General features: G+C 62.6%; 18 protein-coding genes and 1 pseudogene. 16 read left to right on the top strand and 3 right to left on the bottom strand.

From position 1 onward, the window contains the following. From bamA to QOC89_RS01985, 8 genes are all read left to right on the top strand, one after another. Positions 1-1,626, top strand: a 1,626-nt coding sequence (gene bamA, locus QOC89_RS02020) for an outer membrane protein assembly factor BamA (protein ID WP_323043487.1), incomplete at its 5' end; no start/stop codon positions are given. 85 nt (positions 1,627-1,711) lie between these two features. Further along, positions 1,712-2,248, top strand: a complete 537-nt coding sequence (locus QOC89_RS02015; RefSeq protein ID WP_323043486.1) for an OmpH family outer membrane protein — start codon at positions 1,712-1,714, stop codon at positions 2,246-2,248. Positions 2,249-2,632: 384 nt separating this feature from the next. Then, positions 2,633-3,736: a UDP-3-O-(3-hydroxymyristoyl)glucosamine N-acyltransferase gene (gene lpxD, locus QOC89_RS02010; protein WP_323043485.1), complete on the top strand. Its 1,104-nt coding sequence runs from the start codon at positions 2,633-2,635 to the stop codon at positions 3,734-3,736. A gap of 274 nt (positions 3,737-4,010) precedes the next feature. Next, the gene (gene fabZ / locus QOC89_RS02005) at positions 4,011-4,475 is read left to right on the top strand and encodes a 3-hydroxyacyl-ACP dehydratase FabZ (RefSeq protein WP_006048683.1); all 465 of its coding nucleotides are present in this window, start codon (positions 4,011-4,013) and stop codon (positions 4,473-4,475) included. A 120-nt stretch (positions 4,476-4,595) separates the two neighbouring features. Further along, a complete protein-coding gene (lpxA, locus tag QOC89_RS02000) occupies positions 4,596-5,384 on the top strand; it encodes an acyl-ACP--UDP-N-acetylglucosamine O-acyltransferase (RefSeq protein WP_323043484.1) in 789 nt (262 codons plus the stop codon). A gap of 3 nt (positions 5,385-5,387) precedes the next feature. Then, the gene (gene lpxB, locus QOC89_RS01995; protein ID WP_323043483.1) at positions 5,388-6,557 is read left to right on the top strand and encodes a lipid-A-disaccharide synthase; all 1,170 of its coding nucleotides are present in this window, start codon (positions 5,388-5,390) and stop codon (positions 6,555-6,557) included. Further along, positions 6,554-7,324 carry a ribonuclease HII gene (rnhB, locus tag QOC89_RS01990; RefSeq protein WP_323043482.1) on the top strand — a complete coding sequence of 257 codons (771 nt, stop codon included), beginning with the start codon at positions 6,554-6,556 and terminating at the stop codon, positions 7,322-7,324. The genes lpxB and rnhB overlap by 4 nt, the downstream gene beginning before the upstream one ends. A gap of 59 nt (positions 7,325-7,383) precedes the next feature. Continuing rightward, entirely contained in the window at positions 7,384-8,166 is a 783-nt protein-coding gene (locus tag QOC89_RS01985; RefSeq protein WP_323043481.1) for an RNA methyltransferase, read from the top strand. A gap of 159 nt (positions 8,167-8,325) precedes the next feature. Here the strand turns inward: QOC89_RS01985 and QOC89_RS01980 are convergent, their stop codons facing one another. Next, positions 8,326-9,141 carry a pyruvate, water dikinase regulatory protein gene (locus QOC89_RS01980; RefSeq protein WP_179732633.1) on the bottom strand — a complete coding sequence of 272 codons (816 nt, stop codon included), beginning with the start codon at positions 9,139-9,141 and terminating at the stop codon, positions 8,326-8,328. Positions 9,142-9,700: 559 nt separating this feature from the next. Between QOC89_RS01980 and ppsA the strand changes: the two genes are divergently transcribed. From ppsA to QOC89_RS01965, 3 genes are all read left to right on the top strand, one after another. Beyond that, positions 9,701-12,106, top strand: a complete 2,406-nt coding sequence (ppsA, locus tag QOC89_RS01975) for a phosphoenolpyruvate synthase (protein WP_323043480.1) — start codon at positions 9,701-9,703, stop codon at positions 12,104-12,106. Between the two features lie 176 nt (positions 12,107-12,282). Next, positions 12,283-12,729 (top strand): NfeD family protein, encoded by a 447-nt coding sequence (locus QOC89_RS01970; protein WP_323043479.1) that lies wholly within the window; start codon positions 12,283-12,285, stop codon positions 12,727-12,729. 98 nt (positions 12,730-12,827) lie between these two features. Further along, positions 12,828-13,760: an SPFH domain-containing protein gene (locus QOC89_RS01965; RefSeq protein ID WP_179732626.1), complete on the top strand. Its 933-nt coding sequence runs from the start codon at positions 12,828-12,830 to the stop codon at positions 13,758-13,760. A gap of 86 nt (positions 13,761-13,846) precedes the next feature. On the opposite strand, the gene smpB is transcribed toward QOC89_RS01965, so the two are convergent. After that, positions 13,847-14,293 (bottom strand): SsrA-binding protein SmpB, encoded by a 447-nt coding sequence (gene smpB / locus QOC89_RS01960; protein WP_063496517.1) that lies wholly within the window; start codon positions 14,291-14,293, stop codon positions 13,847-13,849. 112 nt (positions 14,294-14,405) lie between these two features. Here smpB and QOC89_RS01955 point away from each other — a divergent pair, with 112 nt between their 5' ends. Continuing rightward, entirely contained in the window at positions 14,406-14,843 is a 438-nt protein-coding gene (locus QOC89_RS01955) for a type II toxin-antitoxin system RatA family toxin (RefSeq protein WP_028199353.1), read from the top strand. After that, the gene (locus QOC89_RS01950; protein ID WP_323043478.1) at positions 14,840-15,172 is read left to right on the top strand and encodes an RnfH family protein; all 333 of its coding nucleotides are present in this window, start codon (positions 14,840-14,842) and stop codon (positions 15,170-15,172) included. The genes QOC89_RS01955 and QOC89_RS01950 overlap by 4 nt, the downstream gene beginning before the upstream one ends. Before the next feature lie 22 nt (positions 15,173-15,194). Here QOC89_RS01950 and QOC89_RS01945 read toward each other — a convergent pair whose 3' ends face one another. After that, positions 15,195-16,172: a DMT family transporter gene (locus QOC89_RS01945; protein WP_323043477.1), complete on the bottom strand. Its 978-nt coding sequence runs from the start codon at positions 16,170-16,172 to the stop codon at positions 15,195-15,197. 360 nt (positions 16,173-16,532) lie between these two features. Between QOC89_RS01945 and guaB the strand changes: the two genes are divergently transcribed. The 3 genes and pseudogenes from guaB to QOC89_RS01930 all read left to right on the top strand — a co-directional run. Beyond that, complete coding sequence (gene guaB, locus QOC89_RS01940) at positions 16,533-17,993, top strand: IMP dehydrogenase (RefSeq protein WP_323043476.1); 1,461 nt, start codon at positions 16,533-16,535, stop codon at positions 17,991-17,993. A 6-nt stretch (positions 17,994-17,999) separates the two neighbouring features. Next, positions 18,000-18,728 carry a hypothetical protein gene (locus QOC89_RS01935; RefSeq protein ID WP_323043475.1) on the top strand — a complete coding sequence of 243 codons (729 nt, stop codon included), beginning with the start codon at positions 18,000-18,002 and terminating at the stop codon, positions 18,726-18,728. A 209-nt stretch (positions 18,729-18,937) separates the two neighbouring features. After that, positions 18,938-19,040, top strand: a pseudogene (locus QOC89_RS01930) (GMP synthase); the annotation flags it as partial.

The raw sequence follows: 19,040 nt of genomic DNA, 5'->3' as shown, positions 1-19,040 counted from the left end.
GAAAACGTCCGCTCGTATTACCTGAATCGCGGCTACCTCGAGTTCAATATCGACTCGACCCAGGTGTCGATCTCGCCGGACAAGAAGGACATGTATCTGACGGTCACGCTGCATGAAGGCGAGCCGTACACGATCAGCAGCATCAAGCTGGCGGGCAACCTGCTCGACCGCGAGCCGGAGCTGGCCAAGCTCATCAAGATCAAACCGGGTGACCGCTTCTCGGCTGAAAAACTGCAAGCCACCACCAAGTCGATCGTCGACAAGCTGGGCGAATATGGCTATGCGTTCGCCACCGTCAACGCACAGCCGCAGATCGACCAGGAGCACCACAAGGTCGACCTGACGCTGCAAGTGGACCCGAGCCGCCGCGTGTACGTGCGCCGCATCAACGTGGTCGGCAACACGCGTACGCGCGACGAAGTGGTGCGCCGCGAAATGCGCCAGCTCGAAAGCTCGTGGTTCGATTCGAACCGCCTCGCGCTGTCGAAAGACCGGATCAACCGTCTCGGCTACTTTACCGATGTCGACGTGACCACCGTGCCGGTGGAAGGCACGCCGGACCAGGTCGATGTGGACGTCAAGGTGGCCGAAAAGCCGACCGGTGCGATCACGCTGGGCGCGGGCTTCTCGTCGACCGACAAGGTGGTGCTCTCAGCCGGTGTGTCGCAGGACAACGTGTTCGGTTCGGGCACGAGTCTCGCGGTGAACGTGAATACCGCCAAGACGTACCGCACGTTGACGGTCACGCAGGTCGACCCGTATTTCACGGTCGACGGCATCAAGCGGATTACCGACGTCTACTACCGTACGTACCAGCCGTTGTATTACTCGACGGATTCGAGCTTCAAGATCGTCACGATCGGTGGTGACCTGAAGTTCGGTATTCCGTTCTCCGAAGTCGACACGGTGTACTTCGGTGCCGGCCTCGAGCAGAACCAGCTGGATATCGATGCGAACACACCTGCTTCGTACATCCAGTACGTTAAGGATTTCGGCCGGGTGTCGAACAACGTGCCGCTCACGGTGGGCTGGTCGCGCGATGCGCGTGACAGCGCACTGGTGCCGAGCCGCGGTTACTTCACGCAGGCCAATGCAGAATACGGCACGCCGATTGGCGGCACGCAGTACTACAAGGCCGACATCAACGCGCAGTACTATTATTCGTTTGCGCGCGGCTTCGTACTGGGCTTCAACTTCCAGGGCGGTTACGGTAACGGCCTGGGCGGCAAGCCATACCCGATTTTCAAGAACTACTACGCTGGCGGTATCGGTTCGGTGCGTGGCTTCGAACCGAGCTCGCTGGGTCCGCGCGACAAAACGACTAACGATCCGATCGGTGGCTCGAAATTGCTCGTCGGCAACATTGAGTTGACGTTCCCGTTGCCGGGCACGGGCTATGACCGGACCTTGCGTGTGTTCACGTTCCTTGACGCCGGTAACGTCTGGGCAGACGCGAGCAGCGCAGCGAATTCGACTGGCGCGAACGGCCTGCGTTACGGCTACGGTGTCGGTCTTGCATGGATTTCGCCAATCGGCCCGCTCAAGCTCAGCCTGGGCTTCCCGCTCGTGAAGCACACCGGCGACCAGTATCAGAAGTTCCAGTTCCAGATCGGGACGGCGTTCTGATGTGGCGGCCGGCGATCCGGCGGCCGGCGATCCGGCGGCCGGCAGTCCGGCTGCTGGCGGCCAGCCAAACTACAGTATCGAGAGGATGACTTTGCTAACCGGTATGTTTTCGAAACGTGTGGCATGTGCGTTCGCGCTGGCAATGACACTGGGTGTCGGCGTAGCGGGGGCAGCGCACGCGCAGGAAGCCAGGATCGCTGCGGTGAATTCGGACCGGATCCTGCGTGAATCGGCGGCCGCGAAGGCTGCACAGGTCAAGCTGCAAGCGGAGTTCGCCAGCCGTGACAAGGATCTCGCCGATAGGACCCAGGCGATGAAGGCGTTAGCCGATGAGCTTGATAAGAAGGGCGCGACGATGTCGCCTGACGACCGTGCACAGAAGCAGCGAAAATTGTCGCAAATGGATTTCGAGTTCCAGCGCACGCAACGCGAGTTTCGCGATGACCTCGACCGCCGCCGCAACGAAGAACTGGGGGCGGTGCTCGATCGGGCCAACAAGGTGATCAAGCAGATCGCCGAGCAGCAGCACTACGACCTGATCGTTCAGGAAGCGGTGTACGTGAGCCCGCGCATCGACATTACCGATCAGGTGCTCAAGGCTCTGGCTGCTTCGGGTAATTGAACGCGGCCGCCGGGTTGCCGGATCGCGGCCTTTGGGTCGCAGCGCGGGCGGTAGAACTGGCAACCAGGACTGATTTGCGCAACGCGTTTGAATGGGATCGGAGTAAGCGCAAAAGCGCTAAGTCCGATCGGCAGCATTGCATGAGACCAGAGTAAGCGCTATCGGGCTGGAGTAAGCGCTAAAGCGCCAACTCCAGCCGCCACGCCAACTCTGGTCGACAGCGTTGCGTGGGATCGGAGTAAGCGCTGAAGCGCCAACTCCGATCGACAGCGTTGCATGGGACCAGAGTAAGCGCTAAAGCGCCAACTCTGGTCGACAGCGTTGCATGGGACCAGAGTAAGCGCTAAAGCGCCAACTCTGGTCGACATAGGAGACAGGATAGGCATGGCTTTTACGCTTGAGGACATCGTCCAACGGTTCGGCGGTGAAATAATCGGACAGGGTTCACAGCGCGTCGGCAGTCTGGCGCCGCTCGACCAGGCAGGCCCGGACCAGTTGGCGTTCCTCGCCAATCCGAAGTATCTGTCGCAGGTCGAGACGACCCGTGCCGGTGCGGTGTTGATCAACACCGACGACCTCGCGAAGCTCAGTTCCCCGGAAGGCCGTAACTTCATCGTCACGCCGAATCCTTACGCTTACTTCGCGCGCGTCGCGCAGACTTTCATCGATATGGCGGCGCCCAAGGCCGTGCCCGGCGTGCACCCGAGCGCGACGATTGACCCCTCGGCGCAGATTGCGCCGAGCGCGTTGATCGGCCCGCACGTCACGGTGGAAGCGGGCGCGGTAATCGGCGAGAACGTGCGCCTGGATGCCAACGTGGTGATTGGCCGCGGCACGCGGATCGGCACGGGCTCGCATCTGTATCCGAATGTCGCGGTGTATCACGGCTGCAAGCTCGGCGAGCGCGTGATCGTGCACGCGGGCGCGGTGATCGGTTCGGATGGTTTTGGTTTCGCGCCGGATTTCGTGGGCGAAGGCGATGCGCGCACCGGCAGCTGGGTCAAAATTCCGCAGGTGGGCGGTGTGTCGATTGCAGCGGACGTTGAAATCGGCGCGAACACCACGATCGACCGTGGCGCCATGGCCGACACGATCATCGAAGAGTGCGTGAAAATCGACAATCTCGTGCAGATCGGTCACAACTGCAAGGTCGGTGCTTACACGGTGATCGCCGGCTGCGCGGGCATCGCGGGCAGCACCACAATCGGCCGTCATTGCATGATCGGCGGCGCGGTCGGGGTCGCGGGGCACGTCACCCTGGGTGATTATGTGATCGTCACGGCGAAGTCGGGCGTGTCGAAGTCGTTGTTGAAGCCCGGCATTTACACCAGTGCATTTCCGGCTGTGAATCACGCGGACTGGAACAAGAGTGCTGCCTTGCTGCGTAACATCGATAAACTCCGCGATCGTATCAAGGCGCTCGAAAACGCCGCGTCGGCCGACAAGCCGGCCAACGCAGCAAGCAGTTCCGCGACCAAGCCCGAGTAATCAGTACAACCCGCAGGACAACCCGCAAACCAGCTCGCGGAACAGCTTGCAGAGCACCCGGAGAACACTCGCAGGCCCGCTAGTCGAACAATCCGCAGGGCAACCGGCGGGTACCGCGTAAAATAGCGGGCAAGCATCAGGAAGCAAAGTCGGTTGCCGTGACCGGGTGGCATGGCCGCCGGATCCCGGCAAGCGCCGGCAGCACGCGTTACCAACCCACCTGCACCAGCATCCGCAGTCATCATCGCGCAGTCAATGCGTGAGTAGAAACACCATGAGCACCGAAAAAATCAATCTCGACATTCATAAGATTCTCACGCTGCTGCCCCATCGTTACCCGATCCTGCTGGTCGACCGGGTGCTCGAACTCGAGCCGCATAAGAGCATCAAAGCGCTGAAGAATGTGTCGATCAATGAGCCGTATTTTCAGGGTCACTTTCCGACCCGGCCGGTGATGCCCGGCGTGCTGATTCTCGAAGCACTCGCGCAAACGGCGGCCCTGCTGACGTTTTCGGAAGAGCCGAGCGATCCGTCGAACACGCTGTATCTGTTTGTGGGCATCGACAATGCGCGCTTCAAGCGCGTCGTGGAACCGGGCGATCAGCTGATCCTGAACTGCACGTTCGAACGTCATATGCGCGGCATCTGGAAGTTCAAGGCGCGCGCCGAGGTGGATGGAGTCGTGGCGGCGGAAGCCGACCTGATGTGCGCGGTACGGCACACGGACAAAGACGCTTGAAGATCGGCCTCCGGGCGCTCAGCAATTTGCCCAGCGGCTTCATTCAAGCCCGGCACTTAAGCGCTGCAAGCTCCGCCCTGGCCAATCCAGACAACGCAACAGAATCAGAAGCGAGGACGCATGAGCAGGATTCATCCCACTGCGATCGTCGAACCGGGCGCCCAACTCGACGAATCCGTTGAAATCGGACCGTACGCCGTGATCGGCGCACATGTGACGATGGGCGCACGGACCACGGTCGGTTCACACAGCGTGATCGAAGGTCACACCACACTCGGCGAAGACAACCGGATCGGCCATTACGCCTCGGTCGGCGGCCGTCCGCAGGACATGAAGTACAGAGACGAGCCGACCCGGCTCGAGATCGGCAATCGCAACACGATCCGGGAATTCACCACGATCCACACCGGCACGGTGCAGGACGCGGGCGTCACCACGCTCGGCGACGACAACTGGATCATGGCGTACGTGCACATCGGCCACGATTGCCACGTCGGTAATAACGTCATTCTGTCGAGCAACGCGCAGATGGCCGGCCATGTGACGATTGGCGACCACGCTATCGTCGGCGGCATGTCGGGTGTGCATCAGTTCGTGCGCATCGGCGCGCATTCGATGCTGGGCGGCGCGTCGGCGCTGGTGCAGGACATCCCGCCGTTCGTGATCGCCGCCGGCAACAAGGCCGAGCCGCACGGTATCAACGTGGAAGGCTTGCGCCGCCGCGGTTTCTCGGCGGACGCGATTTCGGCGCTGCGCTCGGCGTACCGCCTGCTGTACAAGAACGGCCTGTCGCTGGAAGAAGCGAAGCTGCAGTTGCGCGAACTCGCGAGCGCGGGTGGCGATGGCGATGAGCCGGTGCAAACGCTGCTCGCGTTTGTCGAAGCCTCGCAACGCGGCATCATCCGCTAAGCGATGGCATTGAACCCCAGTCCGCTGCGCGTCGCGATGGTGGCCGGCGAGCCGTCCGGCGACCTGCTGGCGTCGTCGCTGCTCGACGGCCTCGCGAGCCGTCTGCCCGCCGGTACCCAGTATTACGGGATCGGCGGCCCTCGCATGATTGCCACGGGTTTCGACGCCCACTGGCCGATGGAAAAGCTGACGGTGCGCGGCTATGTCGAAGCGCTGCGGCATATTCCCGAGATCCTCGGCATTCGCAACGAGCTGAAGCGCCAATTGCTGGCCGAGCCGCCGTCGGTGTTCGTCGGCGTGGACGCACCCGATTTCAACTTCGGCCTCGAGCATCCGTTGCGCGAGGCGGGTATTCCGACCGTTCACTTCGTCTGTCCGTCCATCTGGGCGTGGCGGGGCGGGCGCATCAAGAAGATCGCCAAGGCGGTCGACCACATGCTGTGCGTGTTCCCATTCGAAACGGCGCTGCTGGAAAAGGCCGGCGTCGCGGCGTCTTATGTGGGCCATCCGCTGGCTGACGAAATCCCGCTCGTGCCGGATACGCTCGGCGCGCGCCGTGCGCTAGGTCTCGCCGAAAGCGGTCCGATCATCGCGGTGCTGCCGGGCAGCCGGCGTTCGGAGATCGATCTGATCGGCCCGACGTTCTTTGCCGCGATGGAAATGATGCAGCACCAGGAGCCGGGTTTGCGTTTCGTGATGCCGGCCGCCACGCCCGTGCTGCGCGACATGCTGCGGCCGCTGGTCGATGCGCATCCCGGGCTCGCGCTGACCATCACCGACGGCCAGTCGCAACTCGCGATGACGGCGGCCGATGCCATCCTCGTGAAGAGCGGCACGGTGACGCTGGAGGCCGCGCTGCTGAAAAAGCCGATGGTGATCTCGTACAAGGTGCCCTGGTTGACCGGCCAGATCATGCGCCGCCAGGGTTATCTGCCGTACGTCGGCTTGCCGAACATCCTGGCGGGGCGTTTCGTCGTGCCGGAAATTCTGCAGCACTTCGCCACGCCGCAGGCGCTCGCCGAGGCCACGTTGAAACAGTTGCGCGACGAGGCCAACCGGCGCACGCTGACGGAAATCTTCACGGAGATGCATCACGTGCTGAAGCAGAACACCGCGCAGCGTGCGGCGGAAGTCGTGGCGAGCGTCGTCGAAAAACGCAAGGCGCGGCCGTGACCAGCGCACGCGCACCACGCCGCAAGGCGACCGTCGCGGGCGCGTCGGCGCAGCAGGTCGGCCTGAACTTCGAGACGCCCGACGACATCGTCTGCGGCGTCGACGAAGCAGGGCGCGGCCCGCTGGCCGGCCCGGTGGTCGCCGCGGCCGTGATTTTCGATCCGTCGAAGCCGATGATTCGCGGCCTCGACGATTCCAAAGTGCTCACCGCCAAAAAGCGCGACGAACTGTACGACAAGATCGTCGAGCGGGCGCTGGCCTATTGCATCGCGTCGGCCACGGTCGACGAAATCGATACGCTGAACATCCTGCACGCCACCATGCTGGCGATGAAGCGGGCGGTCGAAGGTCTTTCGGTCGTGCCCACGCTGGTCAAGATCGACGGCAACCGCTGCCCGACGCTGAGCATTCGCAGCGAGGCGGTGATCGGCGGCGACGCGCTGGTCAAGAGCATTTCAGCGGCCTCGATTCTCGCCAAGGTGACGCGCGACCGGATGCTGCTCGAATTGCATCAAGCCCATCCCGTCTACGGTTTCAACGCGCATGTCGGCTACGGCACGCCGCAGCATCTCGCGGCGCTGCGCGAACATGGTCCCTGCGAGCATCATCGGCGCTCGTTCGCGCCGGTTCGTGAAGCGCATCTGCGCTTCGGCACGGGCGTGCCGCTGCCAGCGGCCGAGGTGATCGTCGTGCCCGGCACGCTCAACGGCACGGTGCTCGACGACGCAATGCTCGACGACGCCTTCGGCGAACGCAGCGGCGCCTGAGCGCCCGGCGTGAGCCGGCGTCGCCGCCTCTTTCCTCATTCTCACTGTCTTCGCTGCCTGTGAAAGCCATCACCTCGCGGGACAATCCGCTCTACAAGCGCCTGAAGGCACTGGCCGGTTCGACGCATCAGCAGCGTCGCAGCGGCCACGCGCTGCTCGAAGGGTTCCATCTCGCGAGCGCGTATCTCGACGTCGCTGGGCAACCCGAAACGTGCATCGTCACCGAGGGCGCGCTGCGTCACGACGAAGCACAGGCCATCGTGTCGCGCGTCGACGAGCAGCGCATCGTCACGCTACCCGATGCACTGTTCGGCCAGTTGTCGAACGTCGTGCACGGAGTGGGGATTTTGCTGCTGGTCGAAAAGCTCGCTACGCCGCTGCCGGAGACGGTCGCGCAGACCTGTCTCGTGCTCGATGGCGTGCAGGACGCCGGCAACGTCGGTTCGATTCTGCGCAGCGCGGCAGCCGCGGGTATTCAGCAGGTGTTTTGCGCACCGGGCACGGCGTACGCGTGGTCGTCGAAGGTATTGCGCTCGGGCATGGGCGCGCATTTCCTGCTGCAAATCCATGAGGATGTCGAAGCGCAGACGCTGATCGAGCGTCTTGCGGTGCCCGTGGTGATTACGGATTCACACGGCGCCGAGGCGATCTACGATTGCGACCTGAGCGGGCCGCTCGCATGGGTGTTCGGCAATGAAGGCGCGGGCGTGTCGCAGACGTGGCGCGATGCGGTCTCCTTGCGCGTCACGATTCCGCAGCCGGGTGGCATGGAGTCGCTGAATGTGGCGGCCGCTGCGGCTGTCTGCGTGTTCGAACAGTGCCGCCAGCAGCGCCGCGGATGAGGCGCGGTACTGGCCAGGCTCTGTGCAGATGCGGCTAGATTGACCGGCCTGCGGCGTGCGGCGTGCGGCATGCGATGTGCGGCGCGCAGCGCGCGGCACGGCCACGCAACCGGCCGCACCGCGCGCCGGATAAGCGCGCGGTGCGAATCGAAACCGGTTTCAATAAGCCGACCGGTCCAGCTTGATCTCCTGCAGGATCGTCGTCGCGATCTCTTCGATCGACTTATGCGTCGACGACAACCACTTGATCCCTTCACGCCGCATCATCGCTTCCGCTTCATTGATCTCGTAACGGCAATTCTCGGGCGCGGCGTACTTGCTGCCGGGCCGCCGCTCGTTGCGGATCTCCGAGAGCCGCTGCGGATCGATCGACAAACCAAACATCTTCTGCCGATGCGCCAATAGCGGCGTGGGCAGCTTGCCGCGCTCGAAGTCTTCCGGAATCAACGGGTAGTTGGCCGCCTTCACGCCGTACTGCATCGCCAGATACAAGCTCGTCGGCGTCTTGCCGCTGCGCGATACGCCGACCAGAATCACGTCGGCGTCGGCCAGATTGCGGTTCGATTGACCGTCGTCGTGAGCGAGCGAGAAGTTGATCGCCTCGATCCGGTTCTTGTACTCCTCGGTATCGGCGTTCTGGTGGCCGCGGCCCATCGCGTGGCTCGACTTCAGTTCCAGTTCCTGTTCGAGCGGCTCGACGAAGGTCTGAAACATGTCCAGCACGAGTGCATTCGAGCCTTTGACGATCTGATTCGACGCACTGTCCACCAGGGTCGTAAACACGATCGGACGACGGCCGTCCTGCAGGATCGCTTCGTTGATCTTTTCTAGCGTGGCGTAGGCCTTGTCCGTCGAGTCGACAAAGGGCACGCGAACCAGACGGAATTTCTGGTCGAACTGGGAGAGGATCGAATGCGCGAAGGTTTCGGCAGTGATCCCGGTACCGTCGGAGACGATGAATACGGTGGGCGGCATCAGTGGGGCTGGGGAACGTGAGCGGAAAAAAGCGCTCGAAAGAAACAACGCTGCTTCGACACGCGCTGCCGGTGGCTAACCGGAGTTGGCAGCGGCGTCATTTCAGCGCGCCGTGGGCACCGCAACCGCGCCCGGAGGGCGGCGGGGGCTTGCAGAAGCCCGTCAGCCGGTCCGGGGCGCGATTCGAGGCGCAATTCTCGTCCGACTGTCACATTTTGAGAGTCGGCACGGTAGAATAGCGGCAACCTGTTGGATAAGCAATTGCAGGCGATTGGCGTCTAACTTACCGCGAACAGTCGGTCAACGCCACGCTTTCAGCCGGTAACTTGCGGCAAATTGAGAGAACAGGGTGGATCGATCGGTAATTCCGTCCAACCGCTCTCTACGTCGCGTGCCTCGCGCTGCTCGATGCTTTCGAGTATTTCTCCGCGCTTCCGGCTATTTGCAGCGATTGCTTCTCCAACAGGTTGTGCAAGACGCGAGGTCACGCTTCCAATGAGCGTCTCGCGTTCGAGCCCACTTGCACAGCCGTGAATTTCTTTCACACTTAGGGGCTTGTATGACTAACGCAGTTACCGTCGCCAAGGAAGAGGCATATGTAGTTCCGTTCGAGCAGTTGCGGATGACCGATGTGGAGATTGTCGGCGGCAAGAACGCGTCGCTTGGTGAGATGATCAGTCAGCTCGCCGAAGCGGGTGTTCGCGTGCCGACCGGCTTCGCCACCACGGCGCTGGCTTTCCGCGACTTCCTGCATCACAACAATCTGACGGAACGCATCGCCAAACGCCTCGAAACGCTCGACGTCGACGACGTGAAAGCGCTTGCCGAAGCGGGCAAGGAGATCCGTCAATGGATCGTCGACGCCCCGATGCAGCCGCGTCTCGAAGCGGATATCCGTGCAGGCTTCGACACCCTGCAAAACAGCTCGCCTGAAGAGCTGTCGTTTGCCGTGCGTTCGTCGGCAACGGCGGAAGACTTGCCGGACGCATCGTTCGCGGGTCAGCAGGAAAGCTACCTCAACGTGGTCGGCATCGACGAGGTGCTCGATCGCATGAAGCACGTGTTCGCGTCGCTGTATAACGACCGTGCTATCTCCTATCGCGTCCACAAGGGCTTCACCCACGCTGAGGTCGCGCTGTCGGCGGGCGTGCAGCGCATGGTGCGCTCGGACGTCGGCGCGGCGGGCGTGATGTTCACGCTGGACACCGAATCGGGCTTCAAGGACGCGGTCTTCATCACGTCGAGCTACGGCCTGGGCGAAACGGTCGTGCAGGGCGCAGTGAATCCGGACGAGTTCTACGTCTTCAAGACCACGCTCGCGCAAGGCAAGTATCCGATCATCCGCCGCTCGATCGGCTCGAAGCTGATCAAGATGGAATTCACCAAGGCCGGCGAGCAAGGCCGCGTGAAGACCGTCGACGTCGCGCACGAGCAGCGCAACCGTTTCTCGATCACCGACGAAGACGTGATCGAACTCGCGAAATACGCGGTCATTATCGAAAAGCACTACGAGCGTCCGATGGACATCGAGTGGGGTAAAGACGGCCGCGACGGCAAGATCTTCATCCTGCAGGCGCGTCCGGAAACGGTGAAGAGCCAGGCGGCGGGCAAGGCCGAGCAACGCTTCAAGCTGAAGGGCCAATCGAACGTGCTGGCTACCGGCCGTGCCATCGGCCAGAAGATCGGCGCGGGTCCGGTGCGCGTGATTCACGACCCGTCGGAAATGGACCGTGTGCAGCCGGGCGACGTGCTGGTCGCCGACATGACCGACCCGAACTGGGAACCGGTGATGAAGCGCGCGTCGGCGATCGTCACGAACCGGGGCGGGCGTACCTGCCACGCGGCGATCATTGCGCGTGAGCTGGGCGTGCCGGCCGTGGTCGGCTGCGGCGACGCCACCGACGTGCTGAAGGAAGGCGCGCTGGTGACCGTCTCGTGCGCCGAAGGCGACGAAGGCAAGATCTACGACGGTCTGCTCGAAACCGAAATCACCGAAGTGCAGCGCGGCGAATTGCCGCCGATTCCGGTGAAGATCATGATGAACGTCGGCAATCCGCAACTGGCCTTCGACTTCTCGCAACTGCCGAACGCAGGCGTGGGTCTGGCGCGGCTCGAATTCATCATCAACAACAACATCGGCGTTCACCCGAAGGCGATTCTCGAGTATCCGAACATCGATCCGGATCTGAAGAAGGCCGTGGAAAGTGTGGCCCGTGGTCACGCATCGCCGCGCGCGTTCTATGTCGACAAGCTGACCGAAGGGATCGCCACGATCGCGGCGGCGTTCTATCCGAAGCCCGTGATCGTGCGTCTGTCGGACTTCAAGTCGAACGAGTACAAGAAGCTGATCGGCGGTTCGCGTTACGAGCCGGACGAAGAAAACCCGATGCTGGGTTTCCGCGGCGCCTCGCGCTACATCGCTGACGACTTCGCCGAAGCGTTCCAGATGGAATGCATCGCGCTGAAGAAGGTGCGTGAAGAGATGGGCCTCGACAACGTCGAGATCATGGTGCCGTTCGTGCGTACGCTGAAGCAGGCGGAGCGCGTGGTCGGGCTGCTCGAGAAGTTCGGCCTGAAGCGCGGTGACAAGGGCCTGCGCCTGATCATGATGTGCGAAGTGCCGTCGAACGCGATTCTCGCCGAAGAATTCCTGCAATTCTTCGACGGTTTCTCGATCGGTTCGAACGACCTGACGCAGCTCACGCTGGGTCTCGACCGCGATTCCGGCATGGAACTGCTGGCAGTCGATTTCGACGAACGCGACCCGGCCGTCAAGTTCATGCTCAAGCGCGCGATTGAAACCTGCTTGCGGTTGAACAAGTACGTCGGTATCTGCGGCCAGGGCCCTTCGGATCATCCGGACTTCGCGCAATGGCTGACCGATGAAGGTATCGCGTCGATCTCGCTGAACCCGGACTCGATCATCGAGACGTGGCAGCAACTGGCGAAATCGCTGGCGAAGTGAGCGAAGAAAAGCGCTTCAAATGAGCGCCAGTCAGGTGCCTGTTAAGCGGTTTGCATGACAAGCGGTGCGGTATGTCAAAAGTTCGTAAAAGCGTACTGCACCGCCCTGTATAGGCACCCGCTTCGTGCTATAAACACCCCGGTAGATCCGGGGTGTTTTGCTTTGTGGAGGTCGACGTGGCGCCAGGTGGATTGTTCTGGTGGATCGGAGCGGGTGTGCTTGTCGTGCTGGAACTGCTCAGCGGCACCTTCTATTTGCTGATGATCGCGTTGGGCTGCGTCGCCGCGGCTATTGCGCATATTGCGGGCGCCGCCGCGGACTTTCAATTCGCGATTGCGGCCGTGGTGGCGCTGGCGGCTGTTCTGTTGCTCAGGCGTTCGCGCTTTGGCCGCAGAACGCGTAAAGAAGCGTCGAAGAACCCGGACGTCAATCTGGACATCGGTCAGACGCTGACCGTGCCGGCGTGGCACGAGCGCCGGGCGCGCGCCAACTATCGCGGGGCGGCGTGGGACGTCGAGCTGGCCGCCGGCGAGCCGGAAGACGCGCAGAGCTACGAAATCGTCGAGATGCGCGGCAGTTGCCTCGTCGTCGCGGCGAGCCGGCAGGCGATGAGCGCGCACTAACAGGTGAAGCGCGCGTGCAAGGCGCGTGTAAAGCCGCGTGTAAAGCCGCGTGTAAAGCATCACGCACAACTATTCGAACTACGGACCGGAGGGCAGGAATGGATTCAACCATCGTCGCGGCGGTGCTTCTGATCATCGTGATCGTGCTGGCGGCACAGACGCTGAAGATCGTGCCGCAGCAACACGCGTGGGTGCTGGAGCGGCTCGGCCGCTATCACCGTACGCTGACGCCGGGCTTGAGCTTTGCCTTTCCGTTTGTCGACCGGATCGCGTACAAGCACATCCTCAAGGAAATTCCGCTCGAAGTGCCGAGCCAGGTATGTATTACGCGCGACAACACGCAGTTGCAGGTGGATGGCGTGCTGTATTTCCAGGTCACCGATCCGATGAAAGCGTCATACGGGTCGAGCAATTTCGTATTCGCGATCACGCAGCTGTCACAGACCACGTTGCGCTCGGTGATCGGCAAGCTCGAGCTCGATAAAACCTTCGAGGAGCGCGACTTCATCAACCACAGTATCGTGTCCTCGCTCGACGAGGCGGCGCAGAACTGGGGTGTGAAGGTACTGCGTTACGAGATCAAGGACCTGACGCCGCCCAAGGAAATTCTTCACGCGATGCAGGCACAGATTACCGCTGAGCGCGAGAAGCGCGCGCTGATCGCGGCATCCGAAGGGCGTAAGCAGGAGCAGATCAATATCGCTTCGGGTGGGCGCGAAGCGGCGATCCAGAAGTCCGAAGGCGAGCGGCAGGCGGCGATCAACCAGGCGCAGGGGCAGGCGTCGGCGATTCTGGCGGTGGCCGAAGCGAACTCGCAGGCGATTCAGAAGATCGCCGCGGCGATCCAGTCGAATGGCGGGATGGAGGCGGTGAATCTGAAGGTGGCCGAACAATACGTCAATGCGTTCGGCAATCTGGCGAAGCAGGGCACCACGCTGATCGTGCCGGGCAACCTGGCGGATATGAGTTCGATGATCGCGTCGGCGCTGACGATCGTGAACAAGGGCAAGGGCGCGACCGACATGCGCTGAGGCTACGTTATTGGTGGCTGCCTCAAGGAAAATGGCCTGCTGACAGAGCGGGCCATTTTTTTTTGAGGCTCAAGCTCAAACGCAAATCACGACGGCGATCGCATCAGGCGCGCCTTTTCGCGTTCCCAGTCGCGCTTCTTTTCGGTTTCGCGCTTGTCGTGCTGCTTCTTGCCCTTGGCGAGCCCAATCTCGCATTTGACGCGGCCGCCTTTGTAATGGAAGTTCAGCGGCACGAGCGTGTAGCCGCGCTGCTCGACTTTGCCGATCAGTTTGCTGATTTCCTCGCTGTGCAGCAGCAGCTTGCGCGTGCGCACCGGGTCCGGGTGGATGTGGGTCGAGGCTTCGGGCAGCGGGCTGATGTGCGTGCCGATCAGGAACAGTTCGTTATTCTTGATAACGACGTAACCTTCCTTGATCTGGCCGCGCCCGGCGCGCAGCGCCTTGACCTCCCATCCTTCGAGCACGAGCCCTGCTTCATAGCGTTCTTCGACCGAGTAGTCGTAGAAGGCTTTTCTGTTGTCGATGATGCTCATGAATGGAAAGTGCCCAACTCGTTTAAAATCACGATTTTAGCAAAGCGGGGCAAGGAAAGCCCGCCGCGCTTTTTAACCCGCTTGTCCACCCTTGCCACGCGCTGTTCAATTTATGGCAGATGTCCAGAAAACCGTGTTGATCCGCCATTCGGCGGAACAGATGTTCGACCTCGTCACCGACGTCGCCGATTACCCCAACTTCCTGCCTTGGTGCGGGGGAGTCGAAATCCGCCGCCAGGACGAAACCGGCATGGAGGCGAAGATCGATATCAACTTCAAGGGCATCAAGCAGCATTTCGCCACGCGCAACAGCATGGAGCGGCCCACGCGCATCGATATGGAATTCGCGGACGGCCCGTTTCGCAAATTCACCGGTTTCTGGCGTTTCACGCCATTGCGCGCGGACGCCTGCAAGATCGAATTCGCATTGCACTACGAATTCACCAACATCATTCTCGAGAAGATCATTGGCCCAGTGTTCAGCCATATCGCCAACACCTTCGTCGAATCGTTCGTGAAGCGCGCCGATCAGCGCTACGGTAAGGCATGAGCGCGCGCTTGTCGATTGAAGTCTGCTACGCGCTCGCGGGTGAGCAGACCCTGATCGCCGTGGAATTGCCGGCAGGCGCCACGTTGCAGCAGGCGCTCGAGGCGAGCGGCATCCTGCAGCGCTATCCGCGGATCGATCTGGGCACGCAGAAGGTCGGCGTGTTCGGCAAGCTCAAGCCGCTCGATACCATGCTGGCGGATCACGATCGCGTTGAGATTTACCGGCCGCTGCTGGTGGATCCGAAGCTGTCGCGGCAACGGCGCGTGGAGAAAACCCGCAAGGCGGGCTCGATTGAAGGGCGCCGCTGGCAGAACAAGGATTCGCGCTAGGTGAGGCTTGTGGCGGCGCCTGTTAATGCACCGAAGGCTGCGCCTTGTCCTCAATCGATGCCGCGCCGGGGCTATCACCGCCCGCATGCTGGCGCACCGACCAGCACACCCCCGCCACCAGCAGCAGGATCGCCGCCGTTTCCAGCGGACGCGGCAGGCGCTGGTCGTAGATAAACGCATAGAGCAGCGCGAAGAGCGTCTCGAACACGATCATCTGGCCGGACAGGGTGAGCGGCAGCCGTTTCGACGCGGCGTTCCACAGCCCGTTGCCGAGCCACGACGCGCCGACTGCGAGGCCCAGATTCAGCATCCAGAAGGTATGCCAGCGCGCGTCGCCGAGCGGCGCCTGCAGGCTGCCAGAGGGCATGACGGCGACCACCAGCCACAATCCCGCGCCGAGCGCGCCGGTCACCACACCCCATAGCACTGACCACTCGTTGCCGCTGAAATGCGTCTGGCGTTGCAGGTAGCGGGCGTTTTCGACCGCGAACCAGGTCCAGCAGACGAGTGCGCCGGCCGCGCAGGCGAGGCCGGCGAGCTTCGTCGCAATGCTCACCGGCGTGCTGTTCGCCACCGTGAAGACGTCGATGTTGATGCAGGCGATGCCCGCGACGACCAGCGCGAGCGGCCATGCGAGACGAGCGAGCGGCACGGCGCCATGATCGCGCCGGCCGAGCAGTGTCACCGTGACAGGCAGCACGCCGACGATCAGCGAGGTCGGTGCAACGCCGATCATGTGGACCGCCGCCGACAGCAGCAGGTAGTAGAGCAGGTTGCCGGCCAACGCCAGCTTGACGAGCGCGCCGAGATCCTCGCGGGTCAGTCGTTTGACGAGCGAGCGCGCGATCGGCAGCGCGGCGGCCAGCGAGACGATGCCGTACATCGAGTAGCGGCCGGCGCTCATCAGTAGCGGCGAAAAGTCGGGCAGCACGCGCGGCACCAGAAACACAATGCCCCATAAGGCCCCGGCCATTACTCCATATGCCACACCGCGCTGCATCGATTGCCCCTGCGAAAAAAAACTGGAATGGTCGGCAGAATAGCCGTTCGGCGGACGCGGTGTCTTGTTCGATTCTGCATTCCGCCGGTTTATTCGGCATGCCATGGTGCAATCGAGGTCGAGGACACCGGTTGCGCGGCGCGCGTGCGAGCGCAATTTCTTGCCCGTCGAGCCAGTTGGCGCCTCCATGCACCCGAACGCGCAAACGAAACCTGATCGAACCCGAGGCGAACGTAGAAGCGAAATCGAAGGGCTCGAAGTCACGAAAAAAATCGCCTGAAATTCGCTAAGCTGCTGTTAGTGCAGTGAAAACCGGGGAGGTATCGCGTATAATTCGCTTTTGCGCCTATAGGATTTGCCATGCGTCTGATCCAAACAGCACTCACGTTCGATGACGTGCTCCTCGTCCCGGCCTTCTCCGATGTTCTGCCGCGCGACACCAGCCTCAAGACCCGGCTGACCCGCAACATTTCCCTGAATATGCCGCTCGTGTCCGCCGCCATGGACACCGTCACCGAAGCCCGTCTTGCGATCGCAATGGCGCAAATGGGTGGCGTGGGCATCATCCACAAGAATCTCACGCCGGCCGAGCAGGCGCGTGAAGTGGCCAAGGTCAAGCGCTTCGAATCGGGCGTCGTGCGCGATCCGATCACGGTGCCGCCGCAAATGAAGGTGCGCGACGTCATCGCGTTGTCGCGCCAGCATGGTATTTCGGGCTTTCCGGTCGTCGAAGGCGCGCAACTGATCGGTATCGTCACGAACCGCGACCTGCGTTTCGAGGAGCGTCTGGACGAGCCGGTGCGCAACATCATGACGCCGCGCGAGCGCCTCGTCACCGTCAAGGAAGGCACGCCGCTCGCGCAAGCCAAGGCGCTGATGCACAGCCACCGCCTCGAGCGCGTGCTGGTCATCAACGACGCATTCGAACTGCGCGGCCTGATGACGGTGAAAGACATCACCAAGCAGACCGAACACCCGGACGCGTGTAAAGACGAACATGGCAAGCTGCGCGCGGGCGCGGCGGTCGGCGTGGGCGAAGACAACGAAGAACGCGTTGAGCTGCTGGTGCAGGCGGGTGTGGACGTGATCGTCGTCGACACGGCGCACGGCCACAGCAAGGGCGTGCTCGAGCGCGTCAAATGGGTCAAGCAGAAGTTTCCGCATGTCGAAGTGATCGGCGGCAATATCGCCACCGCCGCGGCGGCCAAGGCGCTCGTCGAATACGGCGCGGACGGTGTGAAGGTCGGTATCGGCCCCGGCTCGATCTGCACGACGCGGATCGTCGCCGGCGTGGGCGTGCCGCAGGTCACCGCGATCTCGAACGTGTCGGAAGCGCTGAAGGGCTCGGGCGTGCCGGTCATCGCCGACGGCGGCGTGCGTTTCTCGGGCGACGTCAGCAAGGCGCTGGCCGCCGGCGCGAATTCCGTGATGATGGGCAGCATGTTCGCCGGCACCGAAGAAGCGCCGGGCGACGTGTTTCTGTTCCAGGGCCGCCAGTACAAGTCGTACCGTGGCATGGGTTCGGTCGGCGCGATGAAAGACGGCGCGGCGGACCGCTACTTCCAGGACAACTCCGCGAACATCGACAAGCTGGTGCCGGAAGGGATCGAAGGCCGCGTTGCCTACAAGGGCTCGGTCAACGCGATCCTGTTCCAGCTGATCGGCGGCGTGCGCGCCAGCATGGGCTACTGTGGTTGCCGCACGATCGCGGAGATGAACGACAAGGCCGAGTTCGTGCAGATCACGGGCGCGGGCTTGCGCGAGTCGCATGTGCATGATGTGCAGATCACCAAGGAAGCGCCCAACTACCACGTGGACTAAACGCCAATGAAGCCATTGCTGCGCGCTGTACTCATCCTCGATGCCATGCTGCTGCTTGCGTTCGGCCTGCTGTTTCTGCTGACGCCCTGGACTTCGTTGTACAACGCGCTGCTTCTGGTGCAAACCCAGCCGGCCCTGGTCGGCCAGGGGTTTGGCGTGGCGCTGATCGGGCTCGCGTGGCTGGCTTTGCATGCGTCGCTCGACGGTTCGCTTACCGCTACGGTTGCCAAGGTCGTGGGCCATGTGAACTGGCTGACCGGCGTGCTGATGCTAGTCTGGTTGCTCGGCCTGCATACGCCGGCGCTGACCGGTTTCGGGCAAATCGTCGCGGTGCTGACCGGCGTGGTATTACTGGTCATCGGCCTGGGCGGCGTGCGCCTCTCGGGCGCGGTGCGGCGGCGCGAGAGGGTACGCGCCACTGAGGCCGTTGCCGCCGAGCGCGCTGAAAAGCAGGCTGCCAAAGACGCCGCGAAAGATGCGGCCAACCGGCGCGACGCCGGCCGGGTGACGGCGGGCTTTCCGGTCTATCACGCCGAGCCGGTGGTCGAGCCTGTTATACCGGTCCCCCGGCCCGTGGATCCTGTTTCGGCGGCGCCGCTTTATCCGGCGGTCGACGAACCGGGCCTGACGGCGTCTGAACGCGCCGCACGGGTGGAGGCTGCAGCCGCGCGCGACGAGGCCCGCAACTCCGCCGCCGATGCACCCGGCGCGCCCCGGCCACCGTTTCATGGCTGAGGCGCCGAGCGCCGGAACGCCTGCCGAAGCTACTGGATTGCATTCGCGCGCGCCGTGGGTGCCGCGGTTGAGTGGCGGCGTTCGCCGGTCCAGCGCGCTTCGTCGTTACGCAACATGTTCGATCGTCCCCACGTGGACCGCTTTGAATTCAACGCCGCGCTCCGTGCGCGGTATCCCGTATCCGTTCACTTTTGACTCCGTCCGCTGCCATGCATGACAAGATCCTGATCCTCGACTTCGGTTCGCAAGTCACCCAACTGATTGCACGTCGCGTTCGCGAAGCCAACGTGTATTCGGAAATTCATCCGTACG

It is taken from the genome of Paraburkholderia sp. (assembly GCF_034668105.1).
Lineage (GTDB): Bacteria > Pseudomonadota > Gammaproteobacteria > Burkholderiales > Burkholderiaceae > Paraburkholderia.
Note: the sequence above shows the minus strand (reverse complement) of the source record. Positions and strands in the feature narration are given on the sequence as shown.